This is a genomic window from Candidatus Frankia nodulisporulans (genome assembly GCF_902806475.1).
Lineage (GTDB): Bacteria > Actinomycetota > Actinomycetes > Frankiales > Frankiaceae > Frankia > Frankia umida.
This window is the reverse complement of the sequence record NZ_CADCWS010000066.1, coordinates 1-18,513: the sequence shown is the minus strand read 5'-3', so window position 1 is coordinate 18,513 and position 18,513 is coordinate 1. Positions and strand designations below refer to the sequence as shown.

Genomic DNA, 18,513 nt, shown 5'->3' with positions numbered 1-18,513 from the left:
CGGCTGCCTGGCTCTGTTGTCCACAGGGCCCGGCGACGGTTTCGCCGTCGGGCCCCCGCACGTGGGGGTCCGACGCACAGGCACCAGCGAACTCCCCCGGGGCCGCACCGCGCCGGTGCGGCCCCGGGGGAGTTCCACGTTGCGGGGAGAGATCGGGGAGTTCGGGGGAGGTCAGCGGCGTTTGGGCCGCGCTCGCCCGAAAATTTTTCCATGGATTGTTATCCACATGTCCGGCGCGGAAGGTGCGCGGTGTAGCTGGACTTCCGCCACCTTGCGGGGATCGTTGTCCACAGTTACGCACCAACTGTCCCGAGCTTCTCCCCAGGATCCGGCCCGTTGTCCACATCTTATCCACAAGGCCCTGTGGATAACTCTTTGGCGGTGGTGGCTGCGATCCGTAGGGTCAGGCCCTGACACACCGCTCGGCGTGCCAGGTTGACCACCTCCCCAGAGTATACGAACATATGTTCGATGCATGGGTGCGGTCAGATCGGGGCCGACTGGCCCGGTCGATTCGGGAGGGGGCCTCGTGAGCGTCACCGAGATCTCGCGCGGCGCGGGCGGTCCCGCGGAGTTCGACCGGACCCCGCCGCACGACCTCCCCGCCGAGCAGAGCGTGCTCGGCGGCATGCTGCTGTCGAAGGACGCGATCGCCGACGTCGTCGAGGTCCTGCGGATGACGGATTTCTACCGCCCGGCGCACGGTCTCATCTACGAGGTCATCGGTGATCTCTACGGCCGCGGCGAGCCGGCCGACGTGATCAGCGCGGCGGCCGAACTCGGCCGCCGCGACATGCTGGAGCGCGTCGGCGGCCCGGGTTATCTGCACACGCTGATCTCCAGCGTGCCCACCGCGGCGAACGCCGGTTACTACGCCCGCATCGTCGGTGAACAGGCGATCCTGCGCCGCCTCGCCGAGGCCGGCACCCGCATCGTGCAGCTCGCCTTCGGTGCCGCGCCCGACGTCAGCGATGTCGTCGACCGGGCCCAGGCCGCCGTCTACGAGGTCACCGAGCGGCGCACGAACGATGACTATCTCCCGCTGGGCGACCTGCTCAACCCCGCCCTGGAGGAGATCGAGTCGATCGCGGGGCACGAGGGCTCGCTCACCGGTGTGCCGACCGGTTTCACCGACCTCGACGAGCTCACCAACGGCCTGCACGGCGGCCAGCTGTGGATCGTCGCGGCCCGCCCGGCCGTGGGCAAGGCGTTGGCGCTCGAGACACCGCTACCCACGCCGAGTGGTTGGACGACGATGGGCCGCGTGGCCGTCGGTGACCAGCTGATCGGCGCCGATGGCCGGCCAACGCGGGTTGTGGCCGCCACCGAGGTGATGCACGGCCGGCCCTGCTACGAGGTCGAGTTCTCCGACGGGTCCGTGATCGTGGCTGACGCCCAGCACCAGTGGATCACCGAGACGAGGGCGGATCGCCGTCGCGTCATCGCGGATCGATCTGGCGGCCAGGTCCGAACTCTCACCCGGCCGGTCACGACGGAAGAGATCGCACGCACCCTCCGTTGCCAGACGGCGGATGGTCGAGCCAACCACGCGGTGCGCAACGCCCGTCCTTTTCAGCTGCCGGCTGTCGAGCTCCCGCTGGACCCCTACCTGCTCGGGGCGTGGCTCGGTGATGGCACGTCCGCCGCGGCCACGCTGACCTCCGCGGATCCCGAGATTCCCGCGGAGATCCAACGGCGTGGTTATGACGTGCCAGCCAGCACCACGGCCAGGTATCGATACGGGCTGCAACGTCGTCGAGCGTCGCCGCAGGAGCGGACGTGCATGGTGTGTGGCCGTGCCTTCAGCAACGCGATGCCGCAGGTACGCACCTGTGGCCAGTCCTGCGGTGGCAAACTGCGCTTCCTCGCGGAGCCGCTGGCACCTCGTGCGTGCGTGGACTGCGGTGGGCGCATCACAAGCTATGGTCCGCGTTGCCGCTCCTGCCATGCGCGGGGCGGAACAGTGCAGGCCCGGCTGCGTTCGTTGGGCGTGCTGGGAAACAAGCACATTCCGGCTTCCTACCTGCGGGCCTCAGAGCAGCAGCGGCGCGATCTTCTGGCCGGCCTGCTGGACACCGACGGCACCATGTCAGCCAACGGATCGACTGCCCAGTACGCGTCGACCAGCGCGCGACTTGCCCGAGATGTCCGTGAACTCATCCTTTCGCTGGGATACCGGGCCACCATCTCGACCAGGCGGGTGCGGGGTAGCTCGGAGGCGAGTTCCACCTGTTATTCGATCAATTTTGCGCCTCAGGACCAGGTCTTTCGGCTGGCCCGCAAGGCACAGCGGCTGCAGCCGACCGGTTTTCCGGGGGGCGGGCTGCGCTACATCACAGCCGTCCGGCCGATCCCGTCAGTGCCGGTCCGCTGTGTCGAGGTCGATAACGCGGAGCATCTCTACCTGGCGGGTGAGGCCTGTATTCCGACGCACAACTCGACTCTGGGTCTCGATTTCGCCCGCGCGGCGTCGATCAAGAACGGGATGACCTCGGTCATCTTCTCGTTGGAGATGAGCCGCATGGAGATCACCATGCGGCTGCTCTCCGCCGAGGCGCGGGTGTCGCTGCAGAACATCCGCACCGGTCGGCTCACCGAGGAGGACTGGGGTCGCCTGGCCCGTCGGATGGGTGAGGTGGCCGAGGCGCCGCTGTTCATCGACGACAGCCCGCACCTGACGATGATGGAGATCCGCGCCAAGGCCCGCCGGCTCAAGCAGCGCAACGATCTGCGTCTGGTCATCCTCGACTACCTGCAGCTCATGTCGTCGCCGAAGAAGGTCGAAAGCCGCCAGCAGGAGGTCAGCGAGATCTCCCGGTCGCTGAAGCTGCTGGCCAAGGAGCTCGAGGTGCCGGTCGTCGCCATCTCGCAGCTCAACCGTGCCTCCGAGCAGCGCGCCGACAAACGCCCCCAGGTCTCCGACCTGCGCGAGTCCGGCAGCCTCGAGCAGGACGCCGACGCGGTCATCCTGCTCTACCGGGAGGACGCGGTGGAGAAGGAATCCGCCCGCGCCGGCGAGGCTGATCTGATCATCGCCAAGCACCGTAACGGCCCGACCGGCACCGTCACCGTCGCCTTCCAGGGGCACTACTCCCGCTTCGTCGACATGGCCAACTGACGCGGCCCCGCCGGCCCGGCCGGGTTCCGGTCGCGCCTGCCTGCCCGGCTCACCGGTCGGGTCGCTGCCGGTTGTGCCCGGATGTCCGCCGTGGTGCCCACTGGCCGCCGCCGCGGTGACACACTGGACGCACCATGACCTGGGTGGCCGGCCAGGCCACCGGCCCGACCGTGGGACGCGAGGAGATGCCAGGTGAGTGACGACGCGAGCGGCGCGGCCGTGCAGGACTCCCCGCCACCGGCCACGTCGGCCGTGCTCGAGGTCGCCCGGTTCGCGATCCGACCCGGCACCGAGCGGGCCTTCGAGGTCGCCTTCGGGCAGGTGCGGTCCGAGCTGCTGAGCACCTCCGGCTGCCGCGGCGCCCGGATGACCCGTGGTGTCGAGTCGCCGTCGACCTTCGTGTTGTTCGTCGAATGGGACACCCTCGACGCGCACCTGGTGAACTTTCGGGAGTCCGAGTCGTTCGTCCGGTGGCGGGCGGCCCTCGGGCCGTACTTCGCCGCGCCGCCGGATGTCGCGCACTTCGCCGACGTCCGACCGGATCCGTCCTGATCTCGGCTGACCGGACCGGCCCCTGACCATGGCGAACTTCTTCGGCTTTCTGGTCGTCGCGCCGATGATGGCGGCGATCATCGGTTTCGGTATCTGGCTGTTCCCGGCGATCCTGATGCGCGACCGTATCCGCGAGTTCCGCATCCGGCCGTTCGCCTTCTTCGTCACCGGCTATGTCGCCACCTTCCTGCTGAGCATCTACCAGATCTTCGCCGTCCACTCGGTGGGTCCCTTCGCCGGCACGGTCGCCTCACTCGGGCTTGTCTGGGTGATCCGCGACCAGTGGCGTCGGCGTCGGCCGCCCTCCGATCAGCGCAAGGCCGCCGGACAACAGCAGCCCGGCCAGGCGGGGCCCGTCGGCTATCCAGGTCAGCCCGGCTTCCCTGGGCAGGCCGGCTTCCCGACAGGTCAGCCTGGCTATCCGGGCCAGCCTGGCTTCCCGGGTCAGTCTGGTTATCCGGGTCAGCCTGGCTTCCCAGGTCAGCCCGGTTATCCGGGGCAGAGCGGGCCGCCGGGTTATCCCGGCTACCCGGCGGGTCAACCAGGATTCACGGGCCAGCCGGGTTACGGAGGCCAGCCCGGGACCGGTGGTTTTCCGGGTCAGACCGTGCCCCCAGGTCAGGCGCTGCCCCCGGGGCAGGCCAGCTCGCCCGGCCCGGCGGACGGAGCGGGACGGCCGTCCGGGCATGGAGCAGGGGCCGCTGATCGCGGCGGCTCGGAGACGCACGAGAACGCGTCCACAGGGTCCGGGGAATCCCGGCCGGCGGGCGTCGAGCCGGCCCCGGAGCTGCCGCCACTCGACGAGATTCCGGAGATCCCGGACTTTCTGCCCGACTTTGATGCGCTGCCCGCCGCTCCCGACCCGCGGCGACCCGGCGGTCCCTCGTCTCGAAGCCCGAGCGGGGAGCGCCGCGAACCCGGCAAGGATGAGGGAACGTCCGCCGGCCAGAGCGATCCCGGCGCCGGACCCGGGCCGGCCGCCGACGGTCGCGGGTCCGGACGGCGGATCGCCGGCTATCCCTTCGCGGCTCCCCCGCCCGACGGGGCTGGTGGCACGCCGCCGCCGGATCCGATGGACCCGGACGACTGACGCCGCCACCGCCTTACTCCGCAACCGGTCCGAAGCAGGATCCGTCCACGCGGGTCGTCGCAGGAACAGGCCAACGGGATCGCTGGTCCCGGAAAATCTGTCAGGGGCGTGCGGCGACGTGATGGCGGGTCGCGTCGTCACGTCCGCCATGTGGCGTACCGTCGGGTCATCATCCATGACCGCGTCAGCGGCCGATCCGGACCATCGCGCGACGTGGCCGGTGGCCCGTGGCTGTCGGCCCTGGTCGGTGTTGGTCGGGGTGATGCCCGTTGCCGATGTGATGCCCGAGGTCGAGATGCCTGCACTGCGTTCCCGAACGACCACGCACGGCCGGAACATGGCTGGTGCCCGTGCCCTGTGGCGGGCGACCGGCATGACCGACGACGACTTCGGTAAGCCGATCATCGCGGTAGCGAACAGCTTCACCGAGTTCGTCCCGGGGCATGTGCACCTGCGCAACCTCGGTCAGCTGGTGGCCGGCGCCGTGGCGGAGTCCGGCGGGGTGGCGCGTGAGTTCAACACGATCGCGGTGGACGACGGAATCGCGATGGGGCACGGCGGGATGCTGTACTCGCTGCCGTCCCGGGAGCTGATCGCGGACAGCGTCGAGTACATGGTGAACGCGCACTGCGCGGACGCGCTGGTCTGCATCTCCAACTGCGACAAGATCACGCCCGGGATGCTGCTCGCGGCGATGCGGCTCAACATTCCCACGGTGTTCGTCTCCGGCGGCGCGATGGAATCCGGCAACGCGGTGATCTCCGGGGGCACGGCGCGGGCGAAGGTCGACCTGATCACGGCGATGTCGGCGGCGGTCAGCCCGGATGTCTCCGACGACGACCTGTCGTCGATCGAGCGGTCGGCCTGCCCGACCTGCGGCTCGTGTTCGGGCATGTTCACCGCGAACTCGATGAACTGCCTGACCGAGGCCATCGGACTGTCACTGCCGGGCAACGGGTCGACCCTGGCCACGTCGGCGGCGCGGCGCGAGCTGTTCCTCGAGGCCGGCCGGGTGATCGTCGATCTGGCCCGGCGGTACTACGAGAAGGACGACGAGGCTGTCCTGCCGCGATCGATCGCGTCCGTGGCGGCGTTCCGCAACGCCTTCGCCGTGGATGTGGCCATGGGCGGGTCGACGAACACCGTGCTGCACCTGCTCGCCGCCGCGGTCGAGGCCGGTGTCGGTGTCGGTGTCACGCTCGCCGACATCGACGAGATCTCCCGGCGCGTGCCGTGTCTGTCCAAGGTGGCCCCCAGCTCCACGCTCTACCACATGGAGGACGTCCACCGGGCCGGCGGAATCCCGGCCATCCTCGGTGAACTCGACCGGGCCGGCCTGGTCGACCCGAACACCCACTCGGTGCACGCGGCGAACCTGCGTGAGTTCCTCGACCGCTGGGACATCCGCGGGGCGAATCCGTCGCCGGACGCGATCGAGCTGTTCCACGCCGCTCCCGGCGGGGTGCGCACGATCGAGCCGTTCAGCTCGACGAACCGCTGGGAGTCCCTCGACACCGACGCCGAGAACGGCTGCATCCGCTCGGTCGAGCACGCCTATTCGTCCGAGGGCGGCCTCGCGGTGCTGTTCGGCAACCTCGCCGTCGACGGCGCCGTGGTGAAGACCGCCGGGGTCGACGAAAGCCAGTGGACGTTCCGCGGCCCGGCGCTGGTCGTCGAAAGTCAGGAGGACGCGGTCGACGCGATCCTGACCAAGCGGGTCAAGGCCGGTGACGTCATCATCGTCCGCTACGAGGGGCCCCGAGGCGGTCCGGGCATGCAGGAGATGCTGTATCCGACGGCGTTCCTGAAGGGCCGTGGCCTCGGTCCGAAGTGCGCGCTGATCACGGACGGGCGGTTCTCCGGCGGGAGTTCGGGCCTGTCGATCGGGCACGTCTCGCCGGAGGCGGCGCACGGCGGCACGATCGCCCTGGTCCGCGATGGCGACATCATCGAGATCGACATCCCGACGCGGCGCCTGGAACTGCTGGTGTCGAACGAGGAACTGGCCCGGCGGCGAACCGAGCAGGAAGCCGCCGGTGGCTACCGGCCGGTGGGCCGGGAGCGGCCGGTCTCCGCGGCGCTGCGTGCCTACGCGGCCATGGCCACCTCCGCCTCGACCGGGGCCGCACGGGACGTCTCCCTGCTCGGCTGATCCTGATCCTGGTGGGGCCCGCCCGGTCAGGCGGGCCCCACCAGGCCGGCAGGCCGAACGAGTCGGCGAGTGCCCGGGCAGGTCCGGTGCGGGGAGCCGTGGCCGGCCGGTCAGATCGCGGCGGCGGCGGGTGGCGAGGCCGGGGTGGCGAGGGTGAGCGCGAAGGCGCCGTCGGGGTCGGTCCACCGGGCCGCGCACGCCCAGCCGGCCTGCTGGAGCTCGGCGTCCAGGCCCGCCGGGACGAACTTGGCGCTGATCTCGGTCAGCACATCCTCGCCCCGGGTGAAGTCGATGCTGAGCTTCAGCGCCCTGATGGTGACCCGCTGGTCGCGCACGGCGCGCAGCCGCATCTCGATCCACGAGTCGGCGGCGTTCCACACCGCGATGTGCGCGAAGCCGCGGATGTCGAAGTCCGCATCGAGCTCGCGGTTGATCACCGTGAGGATGTTGCGGTTGAACGCGGCGGTCACGCCGGCACCGTCGTCGTAGGCGGCTACCAGCCGATCCGGGTCCTTGACCAGGTCGGTACCGAGCAGCAGCGCGTCGCCGGGCCCCGCCTGGTCGCGCAGCGCGGTCAGGAACTTGTGGCGGCCCGCGGGATGCAGATTGCCGATGGTGCCACCGAGGAAGGCGATGAGGCGGCGCCCGCCGGTGGGCAGCTGCGCCAGGTGCCGTTCGAAATCGCCGACCACGGCCTGCACGGACAGCCCCGGATAGTCGGCGAGGATCGCCTCCCCCGCGCTGGTCAGCGACGTCTCGTCCACATCGAAGGGGACGAAGCGGCGCAGGGTGCCGGCGTCGCGCAGCGCGTCCAGGAGCAGTCGGGTCTTCGCCGAACTGCCGGAGCCGAGTTCGATCAGGGTGTCCACCGGGCTGGCGGCGGCGATGTCGGCGGCATGCAGCTCGAGGATCGCCCGTTCACACCGGGTGGGGTAGTACTCCGGCAGCCGGGTGATCTCCTCGAAGAGGAGGCCGCCGTGGGCGTCGTAGAACCACTTCGGCGGGAGGGTGCGCGGCGGGGACGACAACCCGGTGAGGACGTCACGGGAGAGTGCGGAGATCCGGTCGTTCTCGCGGACGTGCCGTTGCACGGTCAGACCGGGGCCAGCGGTGACGGATTCACGTGGAACAGTGGTCGAGTCCACGGGCTCAGCCGTCCCGGCGGGGGCGGTCGTCGGAGTGCTCGGTGTCATCGTGGCGTCCTCCATCGACGGTGTGCAACCCACAGTAGCCATCTCCGCTGGTCAAGCTACGAAGAGTGACTTTGCGCGTGTCGGCCACCAATAGGTAGTGGTCGGGAACCTCGATCCAGCCTGCCCCATCGTCATCCGGCTCACTCGCGACGAGGACACCGTCCTTCTCGATCCGATAGACGAGGGTCTCTCCCCAGGCGGTCGCGACGAGCTGGGTTCCATCGGTTACCACCAGATTGAGGCGAGCCGCTGGCGGCCGGTCTGCTCCATCTGATCGCGGTGACCCGGAGGCCGCCGGTGCGGCCGGCGGGCCCGGCGGAGCTGTTGGGGCTGGATCTGGGGGCGGGGTCGTCCAGTCGCCGGCCCAGGGGCGTAGGGCGCCGGGGCGGGAGTCGGCGAGGCCGGCGTCGCCGAGGGCGGTCACCACCCGGGCGACGGCGTCGGCCAGGGGCTGACGTGCGGCATGCTCCCAGACCAGCGCGGCCAGCAGCGCCGAATCGCAGGCGGAATCGGGTGCGGGCGCCTCGGGATGCCGCGCGAGCAGGGCGCGGACGGCGGCGGCGTCCACCCGGCCGTTGTGACTGAGCAGCCGGGTGCCGTCGGTGAAGGGAGCGGTCGCGGACTCCTCGACCGGCATGCCGACGCTCGCGCTGCGCACGGCGGCCAGCACGCAACCCGAGGCGATCACCCCGGCCATCGACGCGTAGGAGGCGTCCGTCCACATCGGAACCGCTCGGCGGTAGCGGGCCGGCCCGGCGCGTAGCCGCGGGGCGTACCAGCCGACACCGTAACCGTCGGCGTTGATCGTGCCATGCCGCATCCGCCGCGGCGCCCAGGACTGACGCAGCAGGCCGTGCGGCCGTGCCATCGTGAGTTCGGCGAGCGTGCGGGCAGCACCGATCCAGGCGAGATGACGACACACCGTCGGCTCCCTCGGGTCGTCAGTCGGCGTCGCGGGCCAACCGGAAACCGGCGAAGATCTGGCGCCGGATCGGGTAGTCCCAGTTGCGGAAGGTGGCCCGGCAGGCCGGTGCGCCGGTCGCCCAACTGCCACCGCGCAGGACCCGGAACGCGGACGACTCCCCGTCCTTCGGGAAGAAGACCTCGCTGTACTCGCGGTAGGGATGGGAGCGGAAACCCGGGTGGGGCGTGAAGCCGCTGGCCGTCCATTCCCACACGTCCCCGATCATCTGCTCGGCTCCGCAGGGACTCGCACCCGCGGGGTAGGCCCCCAACGGTGCGGGGCCGCTCGTGCGATGCCCCAGGTTGGCACGGTCCGGAGTCGGCGCGGTATCACCCCATGGATAGCGGTGTGAACGTCCGGTTGCCGGGTCGTGGGCGGCGGCCTTCTCCCACTCGGCTTCGGTGGGTAGCCGTCGACCGGCCCAGCGGGCGTGTGCCTCGGCCTCGTACCAGCACACATGTTGGACGGGCTCGTCCAGGGGCACCGGTTCGACATGGCCGAGCCGACGCCGTAACCAGGTGTCGCCGTCGCGCCACCAGAACGCCGGGGCGGTGAGTCCCTCCCGCTGACGCCAGTCCCATCCGGCGCTCGACCACAGCCGTTCGTCGTCGTAGCCGCCGGCCTCGAGGAAGGCGAGCTGCGCGCGGTTGCTGACCGGGAGGGTGTCGATCCAGAACGCGGGCAGGTCCACCCGGTGGGCGGGGCGTTCGTTGTCGTACGCCCAGGGATCGTCGCTGGTGCCGAAGGTGAACGGTCCCGCCGGCACCAGCACCTCGCGTCGCGCCACCGGCCGACCCGGCGGTGCCGGCAGGCCCGCGGCGAGCAGCGCGGCGCCGATCCGCAGCTGGTGGGTGGCCAGCATCGTCTCGTCGTGCTGATGTTCGTGCTGGATGACCATGCCGTAGACGAACCCGCCGGTCAGCAGCCTCGCCCGGGTGTCGTCGCCGCCGTGCGCCAGCGCCGGGTCGAGGTGGTCGAGCAGCTCGAACGCGCGGGCGCGGACCTCACGCAGGTAGGCCCGGGAACCCTCCGGGCCGAGCAGGGACAGGCGGGCCCGGCTGGCCCGGTCGTGGCGGAACGCGTCGTAGACGCCGTCGAGGCCCGGCCGGGTCGCGGCCGCCTGGCCGAGCGCCCGGACCAGCCAGAGATCCTCGTAGTTGCCGATATGCGCCAGATCCCAGACCAGGGGCGACATCAACGGCGAATGCTGGCGGACGAGCTCGTCCTCGTCGACGTCGGTGTACGCGAGCGAACGCCGCCGGACCGCCTCCAACTCGCTGACTACCCGCGTCCGCGGCTCGGGGTCGCGCGGCTCGGGGTCGCGCGCCTCAGAGCCTCGCGCCTCAGAGCCTCGCGCCTCAGAGCCTCGCGGTTCGGAGCCTCGCGGTTCGGAGCCTCGCGGTTCGGAGCCTCGCGGTTCGGGGGTGTGGTCGGGGTCGTGCAGGTCGTGCAGGTCGGGTTCGGAGGGGTGTTCGGTCAGGCGGCCGGGACGCACGACTGGGCCTCCTCCCGCAGCAGACCGGCCGGGCCGTTCTGGGCCAGCCGCTCGGACAGGTCGTCCGCCGGGCAGCGGCCGCGCAGCGTGTACCGCTGGGCGAATCGTTCGACGGCACCGAGGAGCTCCTCGGTGGAGCCGGCGCGGCGCAGGGCGTCCGTGGCGAGGGCCAGACAGTCGGCGCCGGCCCGGGCCAGCGCCGGGTCGCCCATCGCGACCGTCGCGGCGGCCGACCAGTGTCGGGTCACCGGTTCGCAGGCCACGGCCGCGCCGACGCTGGCGACCGGGTCGGTGAGCAACGCCGTGGTCACCGCCACCGCCACCTGCCAGCCGTCCCCCGGCTGCGCGTCCAGGTAACGGATCTCCCACCAGCCCCGCGGCCGGACCGGCGGGAACAGGGTCGTCGCGTGGTAGCGGAGGTCGTCCACCGTGGGTGGACGGTCGACGGGACCGTGCCCGTCGAGCCAGTCGGCGAAGGTGTGGCCCGCGGTGGACGCGACGAAGTGCTCCTCATGGTCCACCCGGTGACCGTCGGCGTCCCGCCGGCCCGGGATCGCGGTCATCATCAGCGGGGCGGCCAGCAGGTAGCGGGCCCAGCGGGCGGCGAGACCGGAGTCGGTGTCGGGGGGTACGTCGAGCACGGAACCGGTGCGGCTGGCGTCGATACCGGCCCAGATCGACTGCCGGGTGCAGTGCCAGCTGGTGCGCCGCCCGGCGAGCGCGGGTGAGGCGGCGAACATGGCTGTCAGCACCGGTCCGACGGTGTGGGCGAGCTGGAAACGCCGCTCGGCGTCGACCGGGTCCGCCCCAAGGTCCAGGTTGACCTGGACGGACGCCGTCGAGAACATCATCGCTTCCCCGGCCGCGCCACCGCCGGCCCGGAAGTGATCACCCATCGCCGCGTAGCGGGACGCGGTGGTCTGACAGATCCCGGCACGCAACGGATCGGTGCCCATGCCGATCAGGGCGAGGCCGTCCTGCGCCAGGGCGGCGCGGACCAGCCGCAGGTCGGTGGCGGTCGCCGCGAGGGCCGCGGACAGCGCCGCCGGCGGGCCGGACAACTCCAGCTGGCCACCAGGTTCGAAGGTGAGTCGGCTGCCACCTGGCAGCACCGTTCCGACGAGATCCGCGCCCCCCGCGTCACCGGGGCTGCCCTTGCCGCCGGCATCGCCGGTGTCCTGCGCGGTGTCGGCCGGCGCGTGGGCGATCGCGGCGAGGGCACGTCCGGTGCGTTCCGGTGGGACGGGACGGTCGACGGCCCGACGGTCGACCACGAACCACTCGGTCTCGATTCCCACCGTCTCGTCCCGTTCTTCGCGGGAAGCGGTGGGCGGCGTCACGCAGGCGAGTGCAAAGGAGACAACCCCGGCACGGTCGAGCGGTTCGTCACCGAGCGGGACGGTGGGGTCGACCGGACCGTGGTGATGCGGTGCGATGTCCTCGTTGCCCGCCGCCCGAGATGGCGCGTGACCTGGCATCCTGCGGCTCCTTCGGGGTGCGGCGACCGTCGGCGCCGCGCTCGACGGTGGTTGTTGGGTTGTCTCCTCCCCATCGACAGCGCCGACTATCCGAGTGGGCCACGCGGTGTCGTCTCGGCGACCTTGGCGACGGGTGGTATAGATGTGGGTTCAACGTGGTTCTCTCTCGCATATTCCACACCCTGACCCTGTCACGACTCTGGCGTTATGACCCTGTCGGTGTTGTGCATTCGATGGAATGGTGCCCGGGATGGCCCACAAGCCGGTTGCGTGGCGTAATCGCCTGCGAGCCGGCCCGGTTCCGGACCGGAGACAAGCGCCGAACCCAGCGGCGTCGAGACGGCGCCGGGAGGTGGTGACCGCGGACGTGTCCGACCGACAGTCAGCGGGACGTTCGGCCATGGCCGAGTACCTGCGGCGCCGGGAGTTGTACTGCGCCGAGCGGGCCGACCACCGGCGGCGTTTCTGCGTCGTCGCGGGCGGCATCGCCGTGGCGGCGGTCCTGGTCTGGTGGTGCTCTGCGCCCTCGTCGGGCTGCCCACGGGGGTGGCCGCCCAGCTCGGCGTCGTCGCGGCGCTGGTCGTCGGGGTGGTCGCGGCGGTGCGGTTCCTGCGGACCCCACCCGAGATCGAGGCGTGGCGCCAGGACGCCGAGGCCGAACGCAGCACCGCCCGGGCGCTCGACCGCCTGGTCCGCGCCGGCTACACGGTGCTGCACGACCGGGCCCTGGCGGATTCGGCGAGCAACATCGACCATCTGGTGATCGGTCCGTCCGGCGCGTGGGTGATCGAGACCGACGCCCACGAGGGCCCCGTCCGGCAGAACGCCGCCGGCGTCTGGGCTGGCAAGGTGCCCCTTCGGGCCATGTTGGGCCTGGTCGCGTGGATGGGCGAGGAGGCCACCGCCCAACTGCTCGGCGAACTACCGGCGGGTTGGCAGCTCGAGGTGCAGCCGGTGGTCGGATTCGCCCGGGCCGAGGTGCCGGCCGGGCTCGCCCTGATCGACGGCGTCCTGCTGCTACCCGCGTCCGGTGTGGCCGACTATGTCCTTTCCGCCGGGGTTGTCCTGCGTCCGATCGACGTCGCGATGCTGGTGGACGTCGCCGAACGCGCCTTTCCCGCCTACGAGGTGACCAGTCCGCCGCGGTCCTGGCCGGCGCGCTCCCGGCTGCGCGGCCTGCTTCGACGCTGAGAATCCGCTGCTTGGACGTGTCTTCCGGGATGGGCGGGATACCGTGGAGGACGTCGCGAACAGTGGCGCCCACGGCCGCAGGCGGCCGATGGCGGGCCGGACGAGGGGAGTCGACATGGCGCGCAAGGTGACGGTGCTGGCGCTGCTGGCAGGAGCCGGTGCGGCCCTGACCGCCGCCCGGCGGCGCTCCCGTGGCGGCGAGGAGATCGACCTGTGGCGCGAGGCCACCTCCACCGCCGGTACCGCCGCGACCCCGCACTGACCATCCGGTCGTAAGTCAGCTGACGGATGGCCCCGGGTCGGGCACCATGAATGGCATGCTGCCCCGGGAGATCTCGATTCAACCGGGGTTCGTGCTGCCCGCGGATGAGCTGAACTGGCGCTACTCGCGTTCGTCCGGGCCCGGGGGCCAGTCGGTCAACACCTCCGACTCGCGGGTCGAACTGGCCTTCGACGTCGCCGGCTCGCCGTCCATCCCGGAGGTGGCCCGCGAACGTGCCCTGATCCGGCTCGCCGGCCGGTTGCACGGCGGGGTCCTCACCGTCGTCGCCAGCGAACACCGTTCGCAGCTGCGTAACCGCGAGGCCGCCCTCGAACGCCTGGTGGACGCCCTGCGCACCGCGACCTCCCGCCCGCCGCGGCCGCGCCGGGCGACCAAGCCGTCCCGCGGCTCCGTCGAACGTCGCCTGAAGGCCAAGAAGCAGCGTTCCGCGACCAAGCGGGATCGCCGCTCCGCCCCACCACACGACTGACCGAGCACCCCGGCCCAGGTCAGCGCGGATCAGCGCGGGTCAGGGGGGACGCCGACGCAGGTCAGGTGGCCGGCGCGGGTCGGCGCGGGTCAGGGGGGACGCCGACGCAGGTCAGGTGGCCGGCGCGGGTCGGCGCGGGTCAGGGGGGACGCCGACGCAGGTCAGGTGGCCGGCGCGGGTCGGCGCGGGTCAGGTGGGGATGCGCAGGGTGGGGTCGATGTAGGCGAGGCGGGCGCGGACCTTGAGGGCCAGGTCGCGGAAGTCGGTGTAGCAGCGGCGGACGGCGGTCTGGGTGCCGCCGAGGGCGCCGTCACCGGCGCGCAGCTCGAACATGGGCTTGCGGGCGTCGTGGGCGAGTGGGACCAGGTTGGCGTAGTTGCGCATGGTGGCGATCTCGAAGGACCGGTCGTGCGCGTCGGGATGACCGGCGCCCAGCACCGAGGTCGAGAAGACCTCGGGGATGCGGTCGAGCCACCGGTCGTGGGATTTCGCGGGCCGGTCGGCGCGGGTGGGCGGCTGCATCACGATGTAGCCGATCGGCATCATCAGGCCGCGTGGCGCCGCGATCCGCTCGGGGACCTTCGGCAGCACGGTCCCCTGCCAGGTCGAACGCCAGTCCCGCAGGGTCGGGCCGAGGTTACGCAGACCGCGCAGGGAGAACAGGTCGGCGGCGATCGGCATGAGGACGGTGTCCGCGGACAGTAACGCCGCGCGGTTGATCGCACCCAGGTTGGGGCCGACGTCGATCAGCACGATCTCGGCGCCGACCGCGCGGGCACCGTTCTCGATGGCGCGGTGCAGCGCGGTGGTGGTGCGCAGGGCTGCGACATCCTTGCCGAGGAAGCTGTTCGGCCAGGCGGCGGACAGCCGGTTCTCGAACACGCTGAGTTCGACGTCCCCCGGCAGCAGCCACAGACCGTCCTCGATGGTCACCGGCGTGATCAGGTCGACGTCGCCGACGCCCTCCATGATCGGCGCGATGGCGCTGGCCATCGTGCCGGAGTGCCGGTTCGTGCGGGGGGTGCGCGTGTCGAGGTCGAAGGGTTTCGGTGCCGAGGACGCGGTGTCCTCCGGCTCGCCCCACAGGATGGTCAGCTCCTCCTCGTCGAGGAACTGCGCGGTGAGGTTGGCCTGCGGGTCAAGATCGACGGCGAGTACCCGGTGGCCCATCCGTTGCAGCATGTGCGCGAGATGGTAGGCCAGGGTGGTCTTGCCGACGCCACCCTTGTTGTTGAACAGCGCCATCGTGATCACGCGGCGACCCGCCGGTCGCGCTCGTGACGCGGGGCTACCCGAAGGTTGTCCGTATTGTCCGACACGGCGGGCATTCTCTCGCCCGCCGTGGTTCACCCGATCGCCGGGCGCACCCGATGTGTCGCTACTCGCCCGCCCGACTACTCGCCGGCGCCACGCGCCTCACGCCCAGGGCCCGAGGGACGGCCAACCGTCGGCACCGCGCTCGCGGCCCGTCAACCAGGCCAGCGCCGGGACGGTCGGGGCGTCCACGATGACCAGCCGCTCCCCACGTCCCACCGCGGTGGACGGCCGATCACCCGGTGCCAGCAGCACGGTGTACTCCGGCGGCACCCGGTCGGGCAGGCCACGCACCGTCCAGGCCCATTCGAGGTCGAGGTACGGCGCGTCGAGATCCATCCAGCGGGGTCCACCGCGGTCGGCCAGCTCCAGGTCGACCAGGTGCACCTCGACCTCGCGCCACCGCAGGAAGAGCAGATCGGCCAGCGATGTGACGCCGTACGAACTCACCCTGCCGTACCCGGTCCGCCAGCCGTCGACGGTGACCGCGTCCCACGCCCGCTCCAGGCGAGCCACCGAATCCGCGATCGCCACCCGGGCGACCGCGGCGGGCACATCCCGTCCGGCCTCGATGTCGCCGTCGCGCTGCGCCTGCCCACCCGGATACTGATCGCCGACCCCGCCAGCGGACGCGGCCTCCACCATCCCCGCATGGCCCTCGGCGTTACGGGCCAGATGCGTGAGCAGATGCGCCACACTCCACCCCGGCAGCCCGCACGGCCGCCGCAACACCTCGTCCTCGACGTTCGCGAGCAGATCCACGAGCCGACGGTGGGCCGCCGTCACCCCCGCCAGCAGATCATGCGGGACGACCGAGGGTCGATACCCCGAGCCCGCGGGCCCCGCGCCCGGCCCCGCCGCCGCCAACGCCGCGGCGACACCGGACTCCTGCACCGGACCAGGGTCCGCCAGGTCGGTCGGCCTGCTCGGATCGGCCGGTCGGCCGTCGGAGGGTCGGTCAGGACGGTAGGAGGTGGGGGCAGCCATAGCACCACCGTCCCCCCTTCCGCCAGCCGACGCCAGACGAAAACGCCGTACCGGGGAAGATCAGTGGTCCGCCCCGGCGTGTGACCGACGGGACCGGCCGAACGGCCGACACCGTGACCTACCCTGGGCGTGACGACGTTCGCGGGACAGCCGGTGGGAGGCGGATCATGTTCACCACCGCACGCTTCCTCCAGGGCATCGTCGCGTTCGAGGGCCGCGGCCTGGCCACCCCGTTCTCCCTCGGCCCCACCTTCACCTACGTCGTCCCAGACGGCACCACCGCCCAGCCCCTGTACTTCCGCGGCGGCAACTCCACCGACGAGCTGATCTGCGCGATCCTCCAACGGGACAGCCGCCCCATGCGCTACTTCCCGATCGGCGCCCGCGCCTCGGTGCACATCCCGCTGCGCGTCATCGAGGATCTCCCGCCCGCCACCCGCGTCGACCTGTACCTGGCCGCCCCCGAAGGCCTCACCGGCACCCTCGTCCTCGACGTGGGCATCGTCGAACTCTGACCCCGCCCCGATCCCCACCCTCGCCGACCAGCGATCTCAGCCCACCCGCGGTCCCAGCCCACCGCGGTCCCGGCCCAGGCCCGTCGAAGCCCATCGGCCGGGATGCTGGACGGATGCCGTAGTCTGTAGAGGCGTTCCGCTCCGAGGATCGCGCTCTCCCGCGTCGCGCGGGATGGTGCGGTGGTCGGGCGGTACGGCTAAGGGGGCGTAGCTCAATTGGCAGAGCACTGCCTTTGCAAGGCAGGGGTTCGGGGTTCAAATCCCCGCGTCTCCACCCTTACGGGCCAGGGGTTTCGCCTTCCCTTCGGTCCTCGGTGAGTGGCGTTTCGGGGTCCGTGCGTACGGATTTGCGAACGTCGGGGTCCTGAGTCGGTTCAGGGACACCGAGAATCAGGTCAGCGATCGCCCCGGCGGCGTCCCGGTCCATCCCTGGCATGACGTGGCTGTAGGCGCTCAGGGTGAACGCGACGCTGGCGTGTCCGAGTCGTTCGCTGACCACCTTCGGATGCACCCCGGACTTGAGCGCGGCCGTCGCGTAGCTGTGCCGGACGTCGTGCAGCCGGATCACGGGGAGCCCCGCAGCCTTGGCGTGGCCCTGGAACCAGTCGGTCACCGTGTCCGGGTGAATGCCGGTCCCGTCCGGCCAGCAGAACAGAAGGTCGGTCGTGAACTTCAGGTCGGCGCGCTCACGCTCCCAGCGTTCGACGTGTGCCCGAAGCGCGTCGGCCGTGACGGGGTCGAGTGCGAGCGGGCGGTACGCGCTGTCGGTCTTGTGCTCTCCGTCGACCGCCTTGTTGTCGACGACGATGCGCGGCCGGCTGGACGACACGGTGCCGGTGTCGAGGTCGACGTCGGGGCGCCGCAGACCGACCAGGGCGCCCGCGCCGTAGCCCGGTCGTGATGGCCAGCAGGTACAGGGCGTACAGCCGGTCCTTGCGGACGTGCTTGATGAACGTTCGCAACTGGTCCGGGGTCCACACTGTGGGCGCCCGGCGGTCCAGCTTCGGCCGCTCCGCGTTGTCGGCAGGGTTGCGGCTGAGGTAGTCCCACTTCACCGCATCGCCCAACGCGCGGTGGAAAACCTGGTGCACCGTGGTCACGGTTGCCGGCGACACTCCCGCGCCTTGCGCCCCACGGCGGTGACGCCGACCTGCGGCCAGCAGGTGGGCGTACAGGAGGTTGATCCGAACCGGGGTCAGGTCCTGGAGGGCGGTGTCACCGATGACGGGCTTGATGTAGCTGTCGCAGTAGGTCCGGTACTTCGACCAGGTCGCCGGGCGGACCGCTGGACGAATTGCCGTGACCCACTCGTCCAGAAACACCGACACCGTGCGCCGCGACCGGACAACCCGACGCCCCTGCTCCTGCGCGGTGATGGATTCGCGCATGGCCTTCTCGGCATCGGTGCGGCGGGGGAAACCTCCCTTCGAGGTCGTGCGTCGCTTGCCGGTCAATGGGTCGGGGTCGAGGTCGTGGCGGTATTCCCAGCCGTTCGGCCGCTTGTAGACGCTGCCCTTCATGGCTGGTCTTCCTCGTCGAGTCCGGTGGGGTCGTTGGGGTCGGCGTTGGGTAGCCGGTTGACCCAGGCGGACAGGCGGGCTTGTGTGGTGGTCCACACTCCCCGGACTCGTTGGGCGGGGATCGCCCCGGCGCGTAGCAGCGCGCGGGTTTCGGCCAGTGGCATCGAGAGTTGGCGGGCGATGTCGACGTCG

Annotated in this window: 15 protein-coding genes, 1 tRNA gene and 2 pseudogenes; 9 read left to right on the top strand and 9 right to left on the bottom strand. The window is 71.2% G+C overall.

Annotation, left to right across the window (positions count from 1 at the left end; genetic code table 11):
* Nucleotides 1-529 precede the first annotated feature (529 nt).
* The 4 genes from dnaB (at nt 530) to ilvD (ending at nt 6,912) form a co-directional block, all read left to right on the top strand.
* A complete protein-coding gene (dnaB, locus tag G6R24_RS09005) occupies nt 530-3,118 on the top strand; it encodes a replicative DNA helicase (protein WP_217451666.1) in 2,589 nt (862 codons plus the stop codon).
* A gap of 192 nt (nt 3,119-3,310) precedes the next feature.
* Nucleotides 3,311-3,670, top strand: a complete 360-nt coding sequence (locus G6R24_RS09000; protein WP_225438301.1) for an antibiotic biosynthesis monooxygenase family protein — start codon at nt 3,311-3,313, stop codon at nt 3,668-3,670.
* Nucleotides 3,671-3,698: 28 nt separating this feature from the next.
* The gene (locus tag G6R24_RS08995) at nt 3,699-4,760 is read left to right on the top strand and encodes a hypothetical protein (protein WP_163548729.1); all 1,062 of its coding nucleotides are present in this window, start codon (nt 3,699-3,701) and stop codon (nt 4,758-4,760) included.
* 295 nt (nt 4,761-5,055) lie between these two features.
* Nucleotides 5,056-6,912 carry a dihydroxy-acid dehydratase gene (gene ilvD, locus G6R24_RS08990; protein WP_163548735.1) on the top strand — a complete coding sequence of 619 codons (1,857 nt, stop codon included), beginning with the start codon at nt 5,056-5,058 and terminating at the stop codon, nt 6,910-6,912.
* Between the two features lie 110 nt (nt 6,913-7,022).
* Here ilvD and egtD read toward each other — a convergent pair whose 3' ends face one another.
* The 4 genes from egtD to egtA all read right to left on the bottom strand — a co-directional run bounded on the left by egtD (nt 7,023) and on the right by egtA (nt 12,042).
* Nucleotides 7,023-8,105 (bottom strand): L-histidine N(alpha)-methyltransferase, encoded by a 1,083-nt coding sequence (gene egtD, locus G6R24_RS08985; protein WP_163548727.1) that lies wholly within the window; start codon nt 8,103-8,105, stop codon nt 7,023-7,025.
* A complete protein-coding gene (gene egtC / locus G6R24_RS08980) occupies nt 8,062-9,027 on the bottom strand; it encodes an ergothioneine biosynthesis protein EgtC (RefSeq protein ID WP_163548725.1) in 966 nt (321 codons plus the stop codon). The genes egtD and egtC overlap by 44 nt, the downstream gene beginning before the upstream one ends.
* 19 nt (nt 9,028-9,046) lie before the next feature.
* Nucleotides 9,047-10,342 carry an ergothioneine biosynthesis protein EgtB gene (gene egtB, locus G6R24_RS08975; RefSeq protein WP_163548723.1) on the bottom strand — a complete coding sequence of 432 codons (1,296 nt, stop codon included), beginning with the start codon at nt 10,340-10,342 and terminating at the stop codon, nt 9,047-9,049.
* Nucleotides 10,343-10,545: 203 nt separating this feature from the next.
* Nucleotides 10,546-12,042: an ergothioneine biosynthesis glutamate--cysteine ligase EgtA gene (egtA, locus tag G6R24_RS08970; RefSeq protein ID WP_163548721.1), complete on the bottom strand. Its 1,497-nt coding sequence runs from the start codon at nt 12,040-12,042 to the stop codon at nt 10,546-10,548.
* Nucleotides 12,043-12,442: 400 nt separating this feature from the next.
* Between egtA and G6R24_RS08965 the strand changes: the two are divergent.
* The 3 genes and pseudogenes from G6R24_RS08965 to arfB all read left to right on the top strand — a co-directional run bounded on the left by G6R24_RS08965 (nt 12,443) and on the right by arfB (nt 13,985).
* Nucleotides 12,443-13,233 (top strand): annotated as a pseudogene (locus G6R24_RS08965) (nuclease-related domain-containing protein).
* Between the two features lie 115 nt (nt 13,234-13,348).
* Nucleotides 13,349-13,495 carry a DLW-39 family protein gene (locus G6R24_RS08960; protein WP_163548719.1) on the top strand — a complete coding sequence of 49 codons (147 nt, stop codon included), beginning with the start codon at nt 13,349-13,351 and terminating at the stop codon, nt 13,493-13,495.
* A gap of 55 nt (nt 13,496-13,550) precedes the next feature.
* A complete protein-coding gene (arfB, locus tag G6R24_RS08955) occupies nt 13,551-13,985 on the top strand; it encodes an alternative ribosome rescue aminoacyl-tRNA hydrolase ArfB (RefSeq protein ID WP_163548733.1) in 435 nt (144 codons plus the stop codon).
* A 189-nt stretch (nt 13,986-14,174) separates the two neighbouring features.
* On the opposite strand, the gene G6R24_RS08950 is transcribed toward arfB, so the two are convergent.
* Entirely contained in the window at nt 14,175-15,239 is a 1,065-nt protein-coding gene (locus tag G6R24_RS08950) for an AAA family ATPase (RefSeq protein ID WP_163548717.1), read from the bottom strand.
* Nucleotides 15,240-15,401: 162 nt separating this feature from the next.
* Nucleotides 15,402-16,286: a maleylpyruvate isomerase N-terminal domain-containing protein gene (locus G6R24_RS08945; protein WP_163548714.1), complete on the bottom strand. Its 885-nt coding sequence runs from the start codon at nt 16,284-16,286 to the stop codon at nt 15,402-15,404.
* Nucleotides 16,287-16,453: 167 nt separating this feature from the next.
* Between G6R24_RS08945 and G6R24_RS08940 the strand changes: the two genes are divergently transcribed.
* Complete coding sequence (locus G6R24_RS08940) at nt 16,454-16,801, top strand: molybdopterin oxidoreductase (protein WP_163548713.1); 348 nt, start codon at nt 16,454-16,456, stop codon at nt 16,799-16,801.
* A gap of 201 nt (nt 16,802-17,002) precedes the next feature.
* A tRNA-Ala gene (locus tag G6R24_RS08935) sits at nt 17,003-17,075 on the top strand.
* Between the two features lie 3 nt (nt 17,076-17,078).
* On the opposite strand, the gene G6R24_RS22170 is transcribed toward G6R24_RS08935, so the two are convergent.
* From G6R24_RS22170 to G6R24_RS08925, 3 genes and pseudogenes are all read right to left on the bottom strand, one after another.
* Nucleotides 17,079-17,630, bottom strand: coding sequence for a tyrosine-type recombinase/integrase (locus tag G6R24_RS22170; protein WP_244957368.1), 552 nt, complete (start codon nt 17,628-17,630; stop codon nt 17,079-17,081).
* A gap of 409 nt (nt 17,631-18,039) precedes the next feature.
* Nucleotides 18,040-18,321 (bottom strand): annotated as a pseudogene (locus G6R24_RS22165) (Arm DNA-binding domain-containing protein); the annotation flags it as partial.
* A partial coding sequence (locus G6R24_RS08925; RefSeq protein ID WP_225438300.1) for a hypothetical protein occupies nt 18,318-18,513 on the bottom strand: 196 nt, incomplete at its 5' end. The gene G6R24_RS08925 and the pseudogene G6R24_RS22165, both read right to left, overlap by 4 nt.

Coding starts and splice junctions, on each gene's coding strand:
- G6R24_RS08995 (WP_163548729.1), top strand. CDS start 3,699: ATGGCGAACTTCTTCGGCTTTCTGGTCGTCGCGCCGATGATGGCGGCG.
- ilvD (WP_163548735.1), top strand. CDS start 5,056: ATGCCTGCACTGCGTTCCCGAACGACCACGCACGGCCGGAACATGGCT.
- egtD (WP_163548727.1), bottom strand. CDS start 8,105: ATGACACCGAGCACTCCGACGACCGCCCCCGCCGGGACGGCTGAGCCC.
- egtA (WP_163548721.1), bottom strand. CDS start 12,042: ATGCCAGGTCACGCGCCATCTCGGGCGGCGGGCAACGAGGACATCGCA.
- G6R24_RS08960 (WP_163548719.1), top strand. CDS start 13,349: ATGGCGCGCAAGGTGACGGTGCTGGCGCTGCTGGCAGGAGCCGGTGCG.
- arfB (WP_163548733.1), top strand. CDS start 13,551: ATGCTGCCCCGGGAGATCTCGATTCAACCGGGGTTCGTGCTGCCCGCG.
- G6R24_RS08945 (WP_163548714.1), bottom strand. CDS start 16,286: ATGGCTGCCCCCACCTCCTACCGTCCTGACCGACCCTCCGACGGCCGA.
- G6R24_RS08940 (WP_163548713.1), top strand. CDS start 16,454: ATGTTCACCACCGCACGCTTCCTCCAGGGCATCGTCGCGTTCGAGGGC.